The 18,439-nt window shown below is 71.8% G+C and carries 11 protein-coding genes; 4 read left to right on the forward strand and 7 right to left on the reverse strand.

Annotation, left to right across the window (positions count from 1 at the left end; genetic code table 11):
• The first annotated feature begins 2 nt into the window (after window positions 1–2).
• The 3 genes from ABGB01_RS04805 (at window position 3) to ABGB01_RS04815 (ending at window position 4,096) form a co-directional block, all read left to right on the forward strand.
• Window positions 3–1,583 (forward strand): peroxidase family protein, encoded by a 1,581-nt coding sequence (locus ABGB01_RS04805; protein WP_347770677.1) that lies wholly within the window; start codon window positions 3–5, stop codon window positions 1,581–1,583.
• Window positions 1,584–1,675: 92 nt separating this feature from the next.
• Window positions 1,676–3,838: a hypothetical protein gene (locus ABGB01_RS04810; RefSeq protein ID WP_347770679.1), complete on the forward strand. Its 2,163-nt coding sequence runs from the start codon at window positions 1,676–1,678 to the stop codon at window positions 3,836–3,838.
• A gap of 15 nt (window positions 3,839–3,853) precedes the next feature.
• A complete protein-coding gene (locus tag ABGB01_RS04815) occupies window positions 3,854–4,096 on the forward strand; it encodes a hypothetical protein (RefSeq protein WP_347770681.1) in 243 nt (80 codons plus the stop codon).
• Window positions 4,097–4,136: 40 nt separating this feature from the next.
• On the opposite strand, the gene ABGB01_RS04820 is transcribed toward ABGB01_RS04815, so the two are convergent.
• Window positions 4,137–5,615, reverse strand: a complete 1,479-nt coding sequence (locus ABGB01_RS04820) for an FAD-dependent oxidoreductase (protein WP_347770683.1) — start codon at window positions 5,613–5,615, stop codon at window positions 4,137–4,139.
• Window positions 5,616–5,808: 193 nt separating this feature from the next.
• Between ABGB01_RS04820 and ABGB01_RS04825 the strand changes: the two genes are divergently transcribed.
• Window positions 5,809–7,011: a hypothetical protein gene (locus ABGB01_RS04825; protein ID WP_347770685.1), complete on the forward strand. Its 1,203-nt coding sequence runs from the start codon at window positions 5,809–5,811 to the stop codon at window positions 7,009–7,011.
• Window positions 7,012–7,026: 15 nt separating this feature from the next.
• Here the strand turns inward: ABGB01_RS04825 and ABGB01_RS04830 are convergent, their stop codons facing one another.
• Genes ABGB01_RS04830 through ABGB01_RS04855 form a run of 6 tightly spaced genes read right to left on the reverse strand, consistent with a single transcriptional unit; the run spans window position 7,027 to window position 18,115 of the window.
• Window positions 7,027–7,431, reverse strand: coding sequence for a VOC family protein (locus ABGB01_RS04830; protein WP_347770687.1), 405 nt, complete (start codon window positions 7,429–7,431; stop codon window positions 7,027–7,029).
• 41 nt (window positions 7,432–7,472) lie between these two features.
• The gene (locus ABGB01_RS04835) at window positions 7,473–9,818 is read right to left on the reverse strand and encodes an SDR family NAD(P)-dependent oxidoreductase (protein ID WP_347770689.1); all 2,346 of its coding nucleotides are present in this window, start codon (window positions 9,816–9,818) and stop codon (window positions 7,473–7,475) included.
• The gene (locus ABGB01_RS04840; protein ID WP_347770691.1) at window positions 9,815–11,149 is read right to left on the reverse strand and encodes a cytochrome P450; all 1,335 of its coding nucleotides are present in this window, start codon (window positions 11,147–11,149) and stop codon (window positions 9,815–9,817) included. Before ABGB01_RS04840 ends, ABGB01_RS04835 begins: the two co-directional genes overlap by 4 nt.
• Window positions 11,146–13,677, reverse strand: coding sequence for an SDR family NAD(P)-dependent oxidoreductase (locus ABGB01_RS04845; RefSeq protein ID WP_347770693.1), 2,532 nt, complete (start codon window positions 13,675–13,677; stop codon window positions 11,146–11,148). Before ABGB01_RS04845 ends, ABGB01_RS04840 begins: the two co-directional genes overlap by 4 nt.
• Window positions 13,674–16,640, reverse strand: coding sequence for an SDR family oxidoreductase (locus ABGB01_RS04850; RefSeq protein WP_347770695.1), 2,967 nt, complete (start codon window positions 16,638–16,640; stop codon window positions 13,674–13,676). The genes ABGB01_RS04845 and ABGB01_RS04850 overlap by 4 nt, the downstream gene beginning before the upstream one ends.
• The gene (locus ABGB01_RS04855; protein ID WP_347770697.1) at window positions 16,637–18,115 is read right to left on the reverse strand and encodes an acyltransferase domain-containing protein; all 1,479 of its coding nucleotides are present in this window, start codon (window positions 18,113–18,115) and stop codon (window positions 16,637–16,639) included. The genes ABGB01_RS04850 and ABGB01_RS04855 overlap by 4 nt, the downstream gene beginning before the upstream one ends.
• Window positions 18,116–18,439 lie beyond the last annotated feature (324 nt).

The following is an 18,439-nucleotide window of genomic DNA, read 5'->3' on the forward strand; positions in this document are numbered from 1 at the left end:
CGATGGCGACGAGCACGGCGCGCAGCGCCGCAACCGACGGGGTCGTCAACCGGCTCAGGTTCCTGGCGCTGACCGGCGGCAGGCCTGTCTGGGACGTCGTACAGGCCGTCCCGGCGCTGCGGCGGCGGGTCAACGCCGCGCTGATCGACAGCGCGATCCGGGAGATGCCGCCCCGGCCCGAGCCGCTCAGCACGATGGCCGGCTACACGTCGTGGCCCTCACTGACCGACCGCACCTACAGCGGCAGGCACCTGCCCCCGCTCCCCCTGCCCGAGGCGAACCGGCCGGCCCCCGAGCGCGCCGCCGACCTGTTCGCCCGTGGCGACACCATGATCCCCTGCCCGCGCTCCTCCGTGTTGTTCGCCTACTTCGCCCAGTGGTTCACCGACGGCTTCCTGCGCGGCGACACCAACATCCCGCGCGATCCCCGTAAGAACACCTCCAACCACCACATCGACCTGAACCAGCTCTACGGCCTGGACGAGACGGCCACGGCGGCGCTGCGCACGTTCGACGGGGGCCTGCTCAAGAGCCAGACCATCAACGGCGGGGAGTTCCCGCCCCACCTGTGCGAGAACGGCAAGATCAAGCCGGAGTTCGCCCCGCTGAGCGTGATCCGCTTCGACGAGCTCACCGACGCGCAGCGCGACACCCTGTTCGCGACGGGGAGCGACCGGGGCAACATCCAGATCGGGTTCACCATGCTCACGGTGCTGTTCCTGCGCGAGCACAACAGGGTGGCGCGGCTGCTCGCCGCACGCCATCCGCGCTGGGACGACGAGCGCGTCTTCCAGACGGCGCGCAACATCCTCATCGTGCTGCTGATCAAGCTGGTGGTCGAGGAGTACATCAACCACATCACCCCCTACCACTTCCGGTTCACCCTCGATCCGCGGCTGACGGCGATGCTGGCCCACGCGCCCTGGCACCGCGAGAACTGGGCCTCGGTGGAGTTCAACCTCGTCTACCGCTGGCACAGCCTGATCCCGTCCCGCCTGTCGGTGGGCGGTCGTGACCTGCCGATGGCGCAGACCATGGCCGGCGGCGCGCTGATCCCCGAGCCCGGCCTCGGCCGGCTCTTCGAGGACGCCTCCCTCCAGCGCGCCGGGCGCATCGGCCTGTTCAACACCGACCCGCTCCTGAGGCAGGTCGACGTGGCCAGCATCGCCGACTCGCGGGTGCTCGGCCTGGCGCCGTACAACAGTTACCGGCAACACTGCCGCTTTCCGCGGGTGCGCCGGTTCGAGCAGGTCTCCGGCGACGCGCGGGTCAGCGGCGCGCTGCGCGACCTCTACCGCGACGTCGACGACCTCGACCTGTACGTCGGCCTGTTCGCCGAGGAGCCCGGCTCGCCCGACGCCATCCTGCCGCCGCTGCTCACGAAAATCATCGCCATCGACGCGTTCTCCCAGGCGCTGACCAATCCCCTGCTGGCCCCGAGGGTGTTCAACGCCGCGACCTTCTCCCCGGAGGGCATGCGGATCATCGCGACCACGAGAACGTTGTCGGACGTGCTGCACCGCAACGTCCCGGAGGACCCGCGCCCCCGTTTCGTCAGCATGACCCGGCGGCCGCCCCGGTGACCGCCCCGGAGAACAGACCGGAGAACAGACCGTCCAGCAGAACGGCGGACGCGCCGGAGGGCGGACCGGGCAGCGGGACGGCGGACGCGCCGGTGGGCGGCGGGGCGGGAGCCGCGGGCGGGCCGCTGCGGGGGGCGGCCCGCGAGCTCGTCGACATCGCCATCGCCATCAGGCAGGCCGGAGTGCACGCCACGGCCGCGCTGACCGACGGCGCCCTGCTCACGGCCATGCCCCACGCCCCCGCGGCGGGTCTCCTGGCCCACCGCACGCTCCTGCACGCCCTCACCGACGGCGAAGGGCTCGGGTACGCGCCCGCCGGCGGCCGGGTGGGCACCCTGGCGGCGCGGCTGGGCGCGCTGGCGGGCCAGGAGAGCCTGGCCGTCCGCGTGCTGGCCACCTCGCTGCGCCTGCGCATCGCCGCCGTCGCCACCGAGCACCCTGAGCTGGCGCGCGACCCGCTCATCGTCCGGCTCGTCGAGGCGGCCGCCGCCGACCGCGATCTGGAGGCCGTACGCGCGCTGCGCGCCCTGCTCAAGGACCGCGGCGTGGTACGCGCGCTCAGCCAGATCGCCCCGGTCTTCGGCGAGGTCCTCGCCCTGCGGGCACTCCTGGACGAGAACCCGCTGAACGACCGCACCGCCTGGCTGATCGCGACCGGCACCGGCCACGCCACCGCCGACCCGATCACCGGCATCAGCAACCGGGCCGTCGCCGCGCTGGACACGGGGGCGGGCGCCGCGCGCAGGACGGGCCTGACCGCGGCCGAGACCGCCCGGCTCGGCTCCGAGGCGTCGCTGCTCGGCTTCCTGCGCAACATCAGCGTGCTCGGCACGACGGGCCGGGTGCTCATCCAGAGCGTCGAAGGCCCCGACGGGGTCGTGCGCCACGTCGTCCAGGCGCCCGGCATGCGCGCCGGGCGCCCCGATCACGACTCGCCCCAGGACCTGCTCGGAGCCTTCAGCAGCACCGTGCTCGACAGCAACCCGTACAGCCGCGCGCTGGCCGCGGCCGTACGCGACTACGGCCTGCCGCAGGGCGCCGAGGTGGCCCTCATCGGTCACAGCGCGGGCGGCGCGGCCATCATGAACCTGGCCCAGGACGCCGGGTTCTGCGCCCGCCACACCGTCACCCACGCCGTCGCCGTCGGCGCGCCCGTCGACTTCAAACGGCCCGCCGACCCTCGCACCTGGGTCGCCAGCGTCACCAACCAGCACGACATCATCCCCACCCTCGACGGGCAGGGCGCGGGAGCCTGCTTCGACCTGCACCCCGACTGGTACGTGGTGGACTACTCCGACGCCACGCACCTGTTCCCGCTCTGCCACGGCATCGACCGCTACATCGCCAACCTCGCCGAGGACCTGCCCGAGGCCCGTGACCTGATGGACGCGCGGCTCGCGCCGTACCGGGGGCCGGTCGTGCGCTCGCAGGCGTACCGGCTGTTCGACCACGCGCCGCGCCCCGGCGGCTTCCCCTTCCTCACCGTGCCCACCCACGCGGTGGACGGCCCTGACGGGCCGGTCGAGCTGCCGATCAGGTGCGAGGACGGCAGCGCTCTGACGGCGTACTTCGCCGCCGACACCGCCGCGGTCGCACGCCTGCTGCACGGGACGGGCCTCGGCCGGGCCGTCGGGGTCGCGGGCCGCGCGCTCGTCACCGTGCACGCCTCCTGGAACCGGCGCACCAGCGTGGGCGGCTACCGCGAGCTCCACGTCGGGCTCGTCGTGGCGGACCCGTGGCGCCCCCGGCCATCCCGCCTCGGCCTGCTCGGGGGTGCGGACCTGCTGCGCAGGGCCGACCGGCGGTGTTCGGGCGCTTTCATGGCGGGCTCCGTGGTCGACACCGCCGCCGTCCACGCCGTGGCGCCGAGAGTGTGGGGCGCCTGGCCGTACCTGGCGCCGCTGGAGTTCGGGCTCACCGCCAGGAGCGTCCGCGTCGCCGTCGGCGGCCCTGACGACCGGCTGCTCACCCTGCACGGCCTGCTCGGGCCCGGGCTGCCCGTGAACGCCCCCGACCTGGTCGGCTACGCGCGGGGAGCGGCGGGCGAGAGGCTGCGCTCCTGCGCGCGCGCCCGCGGGCGCGCGCGCCTGCACCCCCTTCCCCGGCTGCGGCTGGCCGTTCAGCCGGGGTCGGCGCACCCGCTGGCCGGCCGGCTTCGCGAGCTGGGCCTCGACGGTGCCCGTCCGCTGCTGTGCCTGTCGGCCGGCACCCGCCAGCTGCTTCAGGACGCCGCCGTACCGTTGCCCGCCCCCTGACCATCCGGAGGAGCCATGCCGGCCGATCCCGCGGTGATCGCCGCCCACGCCAAGGTCCTGCAGTCCGACGCCCGCGCGCTCGCCGACTGCGCCGAACGCCTGCGGACGATCGGGGCGAGGTTGGAGGCCGACGGCATCGCGCCTCCTTGGTTGCGCGAGGCGGTCAACGCCCACCTCGCCGCCTGCACCGCCGCCGCCGCGGACCTGAGCGCGGCGGCGGCCCACCTCGGCGGCTACGCCGGTCGGGCGCGCCGCTGACGGGCCGCGCTCAGCTCGCCCCGTGGACAGCGGCCCGTGCTCAGATCGCCTCGTGGACGGCGCGGGCGGCGCTCAGCCCTGACTCCAGGGCGCCCTCGATCCACGCGTGCCACAACGAGCAGTGCTCTCCGGCGAAGTGCACGCGGCCCTCCGGCGCGATGATCGCGTCATGCAGGCTGCTCTGCTGGTGCGGCTCGAACAGGGCGAAGGCGCCGGCCGCGTAGGGGTCGTTGTACCAGGCGTGCGTGACCCCGAACTCGAAGTGGTCGTGGATCTCCGGGTGGATCTTCGCGACGTCTTCCAGGGCCTGGTCGATCCGCTTCTGCGGCGGCATCGCGCCCCACCGCAGCGCGTCCTGGCCCCAGGTGTAGCTGGCCAGCAGGACCGAGCGGTCCTCGCCGGGAACCGGGTGCGAGGGATAGCAGACGCGCCGGATCGGCAGGTCGGTGACCGTGGTGCCGCCGACGATCCCGTCGGTCTGCTCCCAGAACGCCCGGCGTACCTGGAAGAGGATCTTGGTGGAGGCGTTGTAGTTGAGCTCGCGGATCGCGCGCTGCTTGCGGCGGGAGAACGCGGGCCTGGTCTCGATGTCGCGCAACACCGAGAACGGGATCGTGCAGATGGCGTGGTCACCGGTGAGCGTCGTCCGGCCGGAACCCGATCTGACGTGCAGGGTGACCGCGCGGTCGTCCTGCTCGATGGCGGTGACCTCGTGGCCGAACCTGATGTGGGCCTTGAGCTCCTGGTAGAAGGCGGCCGGCAGCCGGTCGGCGCCGCCCTCGATCTCCTGCATGTCCTCGAACGCCCGCCCGATGATCTCGCGGAACTGCTCGATGATCGCCGCGTTGAGATTGGACTCCCTGAAGCTCATCACGCCGTAGAGCTCGATGGCCCCCTCGGAGAACCCGCGCTCACGCAGGAAGCTGCGGATGGAGTAGCGGTCGTACTCGGCGCAGATCCGGTCGAGCGCGTCCTCACCCTCCTGCGCGTACAGATCGTGGATCTCCTGCGTGGCCGTGCGCCACAGATCCTCGTAGGTGCGGCCGCGTTCGTGCTCGGCCAGGTCGAAGTCGACGAGCCCGGGGTCGGCGTTCAGCTTCCCCATCGTGGTCCTGACGCCCTGGAGGTAGGCGAGGGCGCTGGGGTTGCCCATGACGAACGGGCGCAGGGTCAGACCGAACTTCGCGCAGTAGGCGAGGGTGAGGTCGTGCACGCGGGGGATCCGCATCGCGCCCGCCTCGGCGTACAGGCCGGGGGCGAAGCCGCGCAGGGTGAGCACGCGCCCGCCCACCCGCTGCTGCGCCTCCAGGACGACGGGCTCGTGCCCCTGGCGCATCAGCTCGTAGGCGGCGACCAGCCCGGCCATCCCCGCTCCGATGACGAGCACGCGCTTGCCGGGGCGGCCTCCGCCGGCAAGCCCTTGCTCGGCCGTGGCGACCACCTCCGCCGGCACCCTGAGGTCGTGACTCGGTCTCGGCGCTCCCGCGTCGGCCGGCTCCGGCATGGCCGCTGACTCCATCCACACTCCTTCATGGTCACGCAAAGAACATCCATGCTCACGCAAAGCGATGATACTCGCCGACGGTCGATCTCCTGGAGTGCTCGGTCGCGGGCGAGGCGGGTCACAGCTTCGGCCAGACGTGGGACCCCATCATCTAGGCCAATATGGGTGATTGCAGCATGTGAGGCCGGATGTGCCCCACAATGGTGTGATGGCACACCCGCAGCAACCCCCGCCCCATGGGCCCTGGGGGCAACAGGGGCAGCAGGGGTACGGGCCGCCATCAGGCCAGGGCACCCCGGCGCCCGGATACGGTCCCCCTGGCCACCAGCAACACGGCCAGCCCGGTCACCCCGGCCGGCAGGGTCCCGGGCCGCACCCCGGTCAAGGCGCCCCGCCGCCCGGCTACGGGCAACCGCCCGCCCAGGGGCCTACGCCGTACGACCCGGGCGCGGGCCAGTACGGCCAGAACCCGGGCGGCCAGGACCCCGGCCAGTACGGTCAAGATGCGGGCCAGTACGGCCAGGGCGCGGGTCACGGCCAGGGCCGGCCGCCTTACGGCCAGAACCCGGGACAGTACGGCCAGGGCTCCGGCCAGCAGTACGGCCAAGGGCCTGGACAGTACGGCTACGGCAACCAGGCGGGTGCGCCGCCCTACAGCTCCCCGCCGCCGGGCGGCCGGAACAACAACGCCGTGCTCATCGGCGTGATCGTCGTCCTGTCGGTGCTCCTCCTCGGCGGCGGCGCGTTCGGCGCGTACAGCTATCTCAACACCCCCGGCCCCGCACCCACCACCATCGCCCAGCCGAGCACCTCACCGTCCGCGCCACCCACCTCCGCGCCACCCACCTCCGCGCCACCCACCTCCGCACCGCCGACGGCCACGCCGACCGACACCCCTGAGCCTTCCAGCACGTCCAGCGACAGTCCGGACACGCCGCTCGACCACACCGAGTTCGACGACTGGAACTTCTCCCTGAAGGGCGAGAAGTACGCGGCGCGCAAGGTCGGCGGCTGGACGTACGACTCGTGCGACCCGGTGGACGCCGAAGGCGTGATGGCCGACAACCACTGCGAGAGCGCCGTCCAGCTCGCCTACACCGCCTACGGAGGGAACCTCAAGGCGGTGCAGATCATCCTGGCGTTCCCCTCCAGCACCGACGCCAGGAACACCGCGAAGCGGCTGAAGAACACCGCCGACAAGAACGTGGCCTGGCGCAGGAGCAGCGCCCACAGGAGCTACTCGTACGGCAAGATCTACACGGGCGCGTACGTCAAGCACCTGGTCATCACGATCGTCACCGCCAACTCGTCGGCCAAGTCGAAGGCCGGGAAGTTCCACACGGCCATGCAGACCGACCGCGGCGTCTACTTCTTCATGGGCCGCCAGAGCGAACGGCCCGTCACCAGTTAGCCCGGGGCCCCGACGTCAGACGAAATCGGCAGCCGTCATGCCCGCCGGATGTCCGGGCGGCCACTGCACGAGCTCGATCCTGTGGCCGTCAGGATCGGTCAGCCATGACGTCCGTATCCCCGGCCCCGGCTCCGCCGGCGGCCCGGCCGTGACGCCCCTGGCCGCGAGCTCGGCGATCGTGGCCTCGAGGTCGTCCACCTGGACGACGAGGTGGTTGACGGCGCTGACGTCCTTGACCGGTCGTGCGGGGTCGTGCACGAGCTCGAGGCTGACGAACGGGTCGTCGGGCAGCTTGAGCATCGTCAGGCTGCCGAACCCCGTCTCGGGGACCCGGCCGAGTTCGGCGTACCCGAGCGCGGTGTAGAAGGCGAGCGAGCGTTCCAGGTCGGTGACCCGCAGCCCGAGGTGCAACATACGCATGCCGGGCAGACTAGCGCCGGCGAGGGCCACGATCGCGCCCGTCAGGGACTGAACGGTGCGTCCGGACTCGTGGCCCGCTGCCCGGCGGAGGACGAGGCGGCGGTCACGACCGCCACCCCCTCGACGGACAGGACCTGGCGGCCTGATCTCAGCCCGGCCCAGCCGCCGGCGACCGGACGAAGCTCGTCGACCTGCTGTGCCCCTGGATACGGCACGATGCGGGCGATCTCGACGACGTCGCCTGTCACCGGCCCCGCCCGGCGCACCATGACGTCGAGCGCGGCGGGGGCGATTCCGTGCTCCGGCGGGAACGGCGACGTCCACAGGTCGGCTGCGGTCACCGTGGGCAGCGCGTCTCCCGCGCCGAGGACCAGCCCTGACCAGTCCAGCCGGCCGCCGGAAGGGGCCACGCCGTGCGTGACCGTCGGCGGCATGGGCTGCGGAGGCACCGGCGGCGACGACCTGTAGAGCAGCCGCAGCGACGCGGCCGTCTCCCCGGTCTCGGCCGTGATCGTGACCTGGACGCTCCAGCCTTGCTCCGTGGTCTCGCCCAGCGCCCGGGTGGTGAACCGGCTACCGCTCGGGGCCAGGATCAGCGCGGGCAGCCGGACCTTCACGTCCCGCGCCTCGGCCAGGTGCTGGGGCGGGCGGTCCGGCGGCACGACCCAGTCGGCGACCGAGCACGCCTGCTCGATCAACACCGAGATCGGCAACGCGGCACGTCCGTCGACGGTGAACTCGGCCAGGCACGGATGAGCGCCCGGTGTGTGGACCACGCTGCTGCGCAGCTCGCGAGACGGCTCGAACAGCTCGACCGCACCCAGGAAGTGCGCGAGCCCGTGCAACCTGGGCAGGTCCGGATGCCCGGTGAAGAGCCTGAAGCCACGGAGCTGGGTGGGCACCAGCGCGCTGCCGATCTGGCCGATGAACATGACCTCCCCGGTGCCGCCTGAGCGCAGTTCGCGGATCCACCGCCTGACTCCCTCAGCCGGGTCGACAGTGGACACGTAGCGGACCGCCGCGTCATAGTTGGCGATCACCCCGAGCCGCTCCCAGGTCGGCCAGCACAATGTCTGCACAGGCAGCCCGTGGGTGTTGCGCGCCCAGAACCCGAGCCTGGTCAGGGCCTCGTTGCCCGCGGCGTAGTCGATCTGCCCGATCATGCCGCCCATCCGCCCGGCCAGCGAGCCGACGTTGCAGAACACCTTGACCGTGTCCCGCCGCGCGCGGAGCACCGCGCGGGTGAGGTTGGCGAAGCCCGTCACCTTCACGTCGACCGTTCGGACCACCTCTTCCGGGCTCTTGTTGTCGAGCCTGGTCGGCAGGTCGATGCCCGCGTTGTGGATGATCACGCTGGGCTCGGGGATGCGGGCGAACAACGCGTCGACCTGTTCCGGCCGCACGCAGTCGCACGGCTCGTAGGTGATGCGCAGGCCGTCCCGCCGGGCAGCCGCCAGGTTCGCGCCGACCTGCCGCAGCTCGGTCTCGCGTTTGAGCGCGGCGCGTACGTCCCGCAGTTCCCTGGCGGTGCGGGCGGAGCGCACTCTGGCCCGGCAGTACTCGGAGTAGCCGGCGTCGTCCATGGTCAGCCAGCGGGCGTCGGCCGGAAGTTCGCCGCGGCCGGTCACCACGATCCGGCAGCCGAACTCCTCCGCGACCCCGCGGGCCAGCGCGAAGCCGACGCCACGGGCGCCTCCCGAGATCAGCACCACGTCATCGGAACCCAGCTCGACGCGGGGCGGCGGTTCCGGGCTCGGCCGCGCGGCCAAGGCATGGCGGACCCCCTGCCGGTAGCCGATCTCGAACAGATCCCAGGCCGCCAGCTCGGCCGTCAGCAGCTCCGACAGGCGGGCCTGCCCGGCGGCGTCCACGTCCAGGACTTTCACCGCGAGGTTGGGCAGCTCGCGGGGCAGGCACTTGGCGAATCCGGCCCAGATCCCGCCCAGCGGGGAGCCGATCGGCCCATCGTGGTAGCCCATCAGCCCGCCCATGGCGGTGACGGCGACGTAGCAGGACCGGTCGGCGCGCGGGTCGGCTCCCCAGGCACCGTATCTGCGCTGCACCATCCGGGTCGTCCTGGCCAGCGCGTCCCGCCATTCCCCGCCGTCGAACCGGTAGGGGACGCCCACGACGTTCAGGTCGACGATCCCGTCCCAGTCGTCCCGCTCGGGTTCGCGGCCGGGCACACAGAGGTCCGCGTCGAGCGCGCTCGCCACCTCTGCGGCCAGCTCCGCGTCGGAGCCGATGACCAGCAGCCGCCGCGCCACGGGGGTGGAAGGCGGAAGCGGGTGCGGCACAGGCTCCCAGACCATGCGGTGAACGGGCCGGACGAAGGAGTCGGTGTCGAAGGACACCAGGTGCGGGCGGACCGGCTCGGGGGTCGTCACGTCCGCTCCTGCACGACCGCGGGGATCCCGCCGCTGGGGAACAGGGTGACGTAGTGTCCGCTGCGGACGGTGTGCGTGCCGGAAAGCCGCAGCCGGTAGCGCTGCGACAGCATGGCCACCGCGGTCACCAGCGTGGCCATCGCCAGCCCTTTGCCGATGCACATGCGCCGCCCGCCGCCGAACGGCAGGAAGGCGTGCTTGTGCCGCTTGCTCTGGGTGTCGTCGAGGAAACGCCGGGGATCGTAGGTCTCCGGGTCGGACCAGTGCTCGGGTGAGCGGTGCGTGCCGTACACGCTGAGCAGGACCGTCGTCCCCGCCGGAACCTCGCGACCGGCCAGGGAGTCCGGCTCGACGGCGTCGCGGGGGAACTGCCAGACCGGCGGGTGCAGGCGCAGCGCCTCGTTGATCGCGGCCGTGGTCTGCACCAGGTCGCCCAACTGATCGGGGGCGGGCGCCTGTCCCCGGAGCACCTCGTCCACCTCGCGCTCGACGGCGCGGCGGGCCTGGGGGTGCCTGGCCAGCTCGTACATGGTCCAGGCGAGCGCCTGGCCGGTGGTGTCGGAGCCGGCCAGCAGCAGGGTGCGGAGGTTGTCCGACACCTCGGCCTCGGACAGGCCGGCGCCGAGCAGTTGACCTGCGGCGTCGTCGCCGTACTCGCCGCCGGCGCGGCGTGAGCGGATCACCCCGTGGATGATGCCGTCGAGCACCCGGTTCGCCCACCTCCGTTCGCGGTGGTGCCGGGTGGGCACGAAGGCAGGGATCATGGTGGGCAACGCCATGATCGTGCGGTTGTAGATGACCTTGTTGGCGATCGCGGAGGCTCGTGCGTAGTCGGTGCCCGACAGGTCTCGGCTGATCAGCGCCATGCCCAGGACCCTGGAGGCGACGTCCATCAGGTCGGGCGCCACGTCCACGACGACGCCGGAGTCCGCGTGCGCCGTCCAGCGGCGGATGATCTCCTCGACGGCGCCGACGGCTTCGCGCGCGTTGCCGCGGACGCGTTCCGGGCTGAACGCGGGCTGGACCGCCCTGCGTGGCCTGCGCCACTGGTCGGTGTCGAGCGTCAGCAGACCGGAGCCCATGACGCCGGAGAATCCGCGGTAGAGCTTGCCCCGCACATAGTTGTCCGGGTTGGTACGCAACACCCGCTCGATCGCCTCTGGCTCGGTGACCTGCACGAACGGGATGGGCAGCTTGACCGACACGACCGAGTCGCGTTCCTGCATGCGCAGGGTGTAGGTCAGCGGGTCCCTGAAGTAGGAGATGGCGTCACCGATCACCGGCAGCCCGGCAGGGCCGTGGGCGACAGGGCAGGTTCCCTGGCGTGTCATGAGCGCTCCTCGCGGTCGAATCGTTCCCTGTCGACGTATTCGCCGGTCTCCTGGTCCACGTAGCCGACGATGGCGCCCGAGATGTCCTTGACCTGGAGCAGCACCTCGCCGTCGGCGGCCACCGCGATCGCCCGGTTCTCGGGCTCGGGATCCTCCAGGTCGAGGTCGACGGGGGTGACGTAGAGCTCGACCGGTTCGGCCAGCGCGGCGAGCGTCAGGTCGGTGTGGCCGCCGTACAGGTCGATACGCCGGACCGTGCGCGGAATCGCGACGGGCGTCCAGCGGTCCGCGACGGTGTGCAGAACGGCCACGCGCACCAGGCCGTCCAGCGAGACGGAGGGGACGAGCAGGCCGGGGAACCAGCGTCGCAATGCGGGCACGTCGAGCGCGAGCCGCCCTCGCCGTCCCAGCGGGTGCGTCCGGGTGTCGGTGGTCGACCGGAACACCTCGCGCAGGAGCACGTCCGACCCTGGCACATGGTAGGGGTCGCGGAGGGGCTTGCCGCCGTGCTCGTCCCAGTGCGTCCACCTCGGGCCGGGTACGGGAGCGTCGCGCAGCCGTACGGTGACCGAGAAGTGCAGCCTGTCGCGGGCGACGGTGACGCCGTTCGGCGCCACCACGTCGCCCTGCACGCGGACGGCGACCACCGACTCGCGCTCGTCGGTGCGCAACAGCGTGGCGGTGAGCCGTTTGACCTCGGGCCGGTCCTTCCGGTAGATCCGCAGGAACGACTCCAGCCGCAGGTCTTCGAAGACGACCGGGACCCGGTTCGGCACCAGTGACACCGCGGCTTGCGCGGCCAACTCGGGCACGAAGGTGCCAGGCAGGGTCGGATAGCCGTTCACCTGGTGAAACTCCAGATAACCGTCCCTGTCGAGGGTGAACGTACGCTCGGCGACCAGCTCCGTGGTGTCGCGGCGCAGCACCGTGTCGATGTACGGCAGCGCTCGCACCTCGCCCATGCAGAAGTCCAGGAACTCCGGACGGATGCCCCTGACGAGCTCGCGTTCCTTGTCGCCCAGGAACACCGTGGCCGGCGCGTCCCGCACGGCGCTCAGCTCGGTGAGGAAGTGGTCGACGCCTTCCTCGGTCGGCATCGGGGTGTACGCGTCGATCTCGTCGAGGAAGGCCCGCATCAGCGGGGTGGCGCCGAGCCCGACGTCCCGCCAGAGGGTCCAGCCGATGGTGAACTCGTTCTCGGCGCTCATCGCGGCCATGTTGAGGAAGTCGTTGGCCGCGGCGTAGTCGGTCTCGCCGCGCTGGCCGGTCAGCCCGATGAACGAGCCGAAGTTGCACCAGCGGCGCGGTTCCCGCCCGCGCAGCGCCTCCTTGAGGTTCAGGTACGTGTGCACCTTGAGGTCACGCACCGCGCGGAAGTCGGCGACCGACTTCGCGGTGACATCGGAGGCCCGGTTGGTGCCGGCGATGTTGAGCAGGAGGTCGATGGGGCCGCTCACAGCGTCGACGGCCCGCCGCACCGCGGCCGGGTCCCGCAGGTCGCAGCGCAGGTAGCGGACCCGCCCGGGCCCGGACAGCCGTTCCAGCTCGGTGAGTGTGTCGCGGACCTGCCGCTGCTCGAGCAGCCGGTCGTACCTGGCGTTCGCCTCGGCCACGCCGACCCGGTTCGGCCCGTTGAGCCGGGCCCTGATGAACGTGCTGCGCTCGGGCAGCTTCTGGGAGTCGCCGGGCGGCTCGGAGCTGCCCAGGATCACGATGCGCGGGCGGTGTCGCACGGCCAGCGCCGTGAGGATCGGTGCGCCGATGCCGCGCGCCCCGCCCGCGGCCACCACCAAGGAGTCCTCGCTCAGCGCCGGCATCCCGTCCGGCGTCGCCTCGGCGGGCACCGCTCGCGGGGTGAGCCGGCGACCGCCGGCGTGATAGGTCACCGGGAGGAGCTGGGCGGCGCCCAGCTCGGCGCTCACTGTGGCCAGCACCTCCTCCAAAGGCGCCGCCTCGTGCACGGTGGCGAGTACGCAGGTGTCCGGCAGCTCCAGCGCCAGGCTCTTGACCAGGCCCGTGAACAACCCGGTGAGGGGCAGCGGCACCCCCGCCGCGGTGACGCCGCCCACCACGCTCACGACGAACGAGCCGCCCGCCAGGCGCGGCGCGCACTCCTTGGCCGTCATGAACGTGCGCTCGTGCAACTCGAGCAGCTCCCGCACCCGGTCGGACCACCGGTCCTCGCGCAGGCTGGGGTCGGTGGCGTCCACCAGCACCCGTACGTGCCGGGGTGCCTGACCGTCCTGGTGGGCCAGCGCGGCGCGGAATGCGGCGGAGTTGGTGAGCACCACCGCGTCCTCCGGGATCGCGGGCGGGGCGGAGCGGACGGGCCTGCGCGGGGCGGGCGCCAGCTCGATCACGTGGCGGTCCAGCAGAGGAGCAGCTTTCTGCTGCCTGCTGAGCCGGATCACCCGGGGGCTCGACAGCCGGTCGGCCCTGAGCTCGATCGTCGTCTGGCTCTGCTCGCCGCTCAGGAAGGCGATCAGCTCGCGCCCGCCCTGCGCGCCCAGGAAGTTCGGGCGGGTCATGCGATCGCCTCCAGCATCTCCTTCACGGCGGACTCCACGGACACCTCGGCGAGCACCGGGAGACCCTCGGCCAGCGCCAGCGACTTCCGGGTGATCGCGAACAGGAACGTCCCCTCGCCGATCTCCCCGCTACCCAGCAGGCGGCCCCAGGACGCAAGACTGTTGCCGTTGCTCCCGGCGACCAGGACCACGTCCACGTCGCCGGAGTCCAGGTAGCACTCGGCGACCTCGAAGGCGTCGGCGAGCGACGCTCCGCCGCCGTCCACGGCGATGTTGAGCCCACGCAGGTCGAAGTAGCTGCACAGCCGCGCCGGGATGACGTTGGGCATCTCGCCGGGGAAGGAGTCCTCGTCAGGAGCGGCGATCAGCCCGGTGACGCGTTCACGCAGTTCCCGCGCGTTGGGGACGGCTTGGCGGTCGAGCTCGTCCAGGTGGGCGCGGATCGCGTAGAGGACCGCGTTCCTGGTGGGCCCGGTGTGGCCCACCACCACCCCGGTGGTACGGCTGTGCCGCCGGCAGAATTCGCGCACCCGGAGGTCCATCCGGTGCATGCACTCGATGATCATGAGCTGGGTGCGGTCGGTCGCCCGGATCGTGGAGGCCGGCAGGCGCAGCCGGGCGAACGGCGGGCTCGGGTAGCGGTCGCCGAACGAGTTCGGCAGGATGTTCCTGCCCTGCGCCCACTCCGCGACCTGCGCGTTGCCCTCGGCGCCGGGCACGTGCGCCGACCAGTCGACGATCACCATGGGCTCGCCGGTTCTGGCCCCGTAGCCGGCCTTGCCGCGACAGTCCGGCCGGAACTCCTGGATCAGCATGTGCGCGTTGGTGCCGCCGAAGCCGAAGCCGGACACGGCCACGGTGCGCGGCCGGTCGGGCCGCGCCGGCCAGGGCACAGGTCGCGCGGGGATCTCCAGGTTGCACGACTCCAGGCCGAAGCTGTCCGGGGCCGCCGAGAAGCGGTGCTGGGCGGGGATGACCTCGTGCCGCAGCCCCAGAAGGGCGTGGATGACCGACACCACCCCGGCCGCCCAGCCCGTGTGGCCGATCAGGGACTTGTTCGAGGTCACCTGCACCGGATGCGTCCCGGTGTAGGCAGCGCGCAGGCTCAGGAACTCGGCCTCGTCGCCCGCAGGGGTTCCGGTGGCGTGCGCGATCACCCAGTCGACGTCTCCGGCTTCGACGTGCGACTTGGCCAGTGCGCGGGCGACGGCCAGTTCCTGGCCCGCGCTGGACGGCGCGTAGATGGCCTTGCCCTTGCCGTCGGCGGACAGGCCGACCCCGGCGATCAGGCCGTACACGGTGTCGCCGTCGGCAAGGGCCCTGGACAGCCGCTTCAGCACCACGGCGCCCGCTCCGTCGGAGAACAGCACGCCGTCGGCGGTCCTGTCGAGCGCGCGCACCTCTCCGCTCCTGGACAGCCCGTACAGCTTGGAGAACAGCACCGACCCGCTGGGGACCAGCGCGAACGCTCCGCCGCACACGGCGACGTCGGCGCGGCCGGACAGCAGGTCACGCAGTCCCAGGTCGATCGCGTACAACGAGGACGAGCACGCCGTGTCCACCATGAGCAGCCGGGTCCCCGCAGGCAGCAGGCCCTCGATGGCGCTGGCGCCGATCCGGTGCGGGAACGGCTGCGATCGGTTGGCGTCACCGTGCCACAGCACGGAGTCGGGAACCTCACCCAGTTCCTCGCGGATGAGCGCTTCCTGCAGGTGCTGGCTGCCGTCGGGGGTGAAGCCGAAACAGGCGGTGTACGTGTCGCCGTCCCGCCTGGCCACGCCCTCCAGCGCCTGGTGAACGCTGTGCCTCAGCCACAGCGTGGTGAAGTCGAGCCCGTCGTCCGGCTGCTCGGCGGCCAGCTCGGAGTGCGGCGTGAAGCCGGTGATGAAGCCCGAGCGACGCTGGTAGCTCTTGTCGGCGGCGCTCGGGTCTTCGTCGTGGAAGCCCGCCATCGACCAGCGATCGGCCGGGACGTCGACGAACAGTTCCGCACCCTCCATGAGCAGCGACCAGAACGCGTCCGGGTCACTGGCCCCCGGCACGGCCAGCCCCATGCCGACCACCGCGATCGGATCCGCGTCCTGATCGGAGTACGCCTCCGGTTCGGCTCCTGGCTCCGGTTCCGGCACCGGTTCCGGTTCCGGTTCCGGTCCCGGTTCCGGTTCCGGTTCCGGTCCCGGTTCTGGTCCCGGCTCCGGGTCCGGGGACGTGGCGCGGCGCTGCAACGACATGCCGCCGTCCGCCACCACGGTCTGCCCGGTGATCCATCCCGCGCCGGAAGAGGCCAGCAGCAGGACCAGGTCGGCCAGATCCTCCGGAGTGGCCAGCCGCCCCAGCGGGGTGGCCGCCACCAGATTGGCGCTCACCGACTCGAATCCCGGGAACATACGGCCGACCGGATTGTCCATGAGCGCGACGGAGGCGGTGTTCACGCGGATGCCGTCCGGGGCGAACTCCGCCGCCAAATAGCGGGTCAGCGCCTCCAGAGCCGCCTTGGACAGCCCGATCGGCAGGTAGTTGGCCGGGGCGTACAACGCGCCGAGCGAGGAGACGTTGACGATGCAGCCCGCGCGGGATCGGGCCAGCAGCGGGCGGGCCGCCCTCGCGCACCAGAGCGCGCCCTTGACGTTGACGTCGAACGCCTGGTCCAGGTGCTCCTCCGTCAGCTCGTCCCAGGCGGCGAACGTCCCGCCGGCGGCGTTGTTCACCAGCAGATCCAGCCGTCCGTGGGTGGCGTCGACCTGGTCGAACATCCGCCGGACCTGGTCCGGCTTGGCCACGGACGCCCTGATCACCTCGACGCCGTCGCCCAGGTCGGCCGCGAGGGTCCTGGCCTCGTCGTACGAGTGGAAGCAGTTGACGACCACCTTGGCTCCGGCCTCGGCGAGCGAGCGTACGATGCGCGCGCCCACGCTGCCCGCGCCGCCGGTGACGAGAGCGACACGGCCCTGGAAGCCCCTCATGTCGTGCCCGCCCTGGCAAGCGAGTCGATGACGAAGTCCACCACTTGGCCGAACGTCCGGTAGTCGGCCATCCGCATGTCGTCAGGCGGCGGGCCCAGCTGGAACAGCACGCCGAGCCTTCCCATCAGCTCCACCCGCTTGACCGAGTCGACGCCGAGGTCGGCCTCCAGCTCGGCGCCGTCCTCGAAGACCTCCTCGGGGTACTCCAGCGTGGTGGCGTAGAGATCACGTACCCGGGCGGCGACCGCTTCCCTCGCCGGTGGCCCCGCGGACGTCTCCACCGGCGGCGTCGGCGCGGGCGGCACGGACGTCCGCTGCGTCGGAACGGACGCGAAGGGCGTGCTCGTCTCCCGCGGCGGTGTCGCGGGAGACGTGCCCGTCTCCGGTGTCATGGCCGCGGGCGCGGGCGGGTTCGCGGCGGTCGCGCCGGTGTGCCGGGCCGTCCGTGACTCGGCTGCGGGGGCCAGGTACTGTCCGGTCTCGCGGAGCGTGTCCAGGTCCGGCAGCAGCGGCGTGTGCACGGAGGCGGCCGGCTCAATCGAGCGGACCAGGGAGGTCAGCGCGCGCCCCGCGCCCACTTCCACCCAGACGCCGGCGCCCGAGCGGTGCAGCCGCTCCACAGTGGGCCCGAACCGCACCGGTGTGACGAGGTGCGAGGCGAGCAACTCGCCGAGGTCGTCGGAGTCACGGTAGTAGCGGCCGAGCACAGGTGAGAAGACCGGAACGCGCAGGGGCCTCCTGCTGTATCCGCTGAGCCGGCTGGCCAGTTCCTGCCGCGCCTGGGCGAGCAGCGGACTGTGGAACGGATGCGGCGAGTGCAGTGCGGTTGACGGCAGCCCGATCGCGGCGGCGATCGTCGCCGTGCGGCGCAGCGCGTCGGCCGTCCCCGTGACCACCGTCTGTCCCGGCCCGTTGTCCACCGCAACGACTGTGCCGGAGGTCGGGAGCAGATCGAGGATGCGCTGGGCCCGGTCGGGCGCGCAGCCCAGCGCCAGCAGCCCGCCCCCACTGGTGTCATGCTCCCGCAGCACGGTGATCCGGTGGCAGAGGATCTCTGCGCCCTCGGCGACGTCCAGCGCGCCACCGGCGACCAGGGCCGCGATCTCGCCGAGACTGTGCCCGACGAGCACGCTGAACCTCGCCCCCTGATCGGACAGCGTACGAAAGGCCGCGACCGACGTGGCGAAAACAGCGAGTTGCAACACGTCCGGCGCCGCATCAAGCAATTGGCCGGCGGTATTATCGGAGAAGGCCTGGCTCAGACCTTTTCCGATAATGCCGTCGGCCACCGCGTCAATGGTTTCGATCGCCTGAGCGGCCTCGGGATCATGCGCGCGTAACCGAGCTAAAGCACCCGGAATATATGCCCCCTGGCCTGGGAAAAGACCAACAACAATCTCAACGGAGCTCAGCATTATGATCCCCCTAAGAGCACGGTGTCGACGAGATTCCCATTCCTGGGATTGGCGTTGCATATTCCGCGTGCGAGCTCGATGAAGCCAAGGCTAATCGCGCTCGTACAGCGCGGACACCCCTAAACCATGCGCCGAATCAGGGGTGATCGCGAGGCTGCGGAATGGGCATCGGGCACGTCCGGCGGCGTTCCACTGGACGCTCACCGACGGCGACATGACCGCCTTCGCCTTGTCGGACCGCCTGGCCATCTTGATAGGTCACGGCATGCCCACTGGCAGCTTGTTTCTCTGACCGCATCCGTCCTGGATCCCGCATGAGACGAACGCGGCGTGCGGGACCCCAGCCGGGTCCCGCACGCCGCGACGTCCCCAGCGCCTCAGGTC

This window comes from Nonomuraea sp. B5E05 (assembly GCF_039880665.1).
GTDB lineage: Bacteria > Actinomycetota > Actinomycetes > Streptosporangiales > Streptosporangiaceae > Nonomuraea.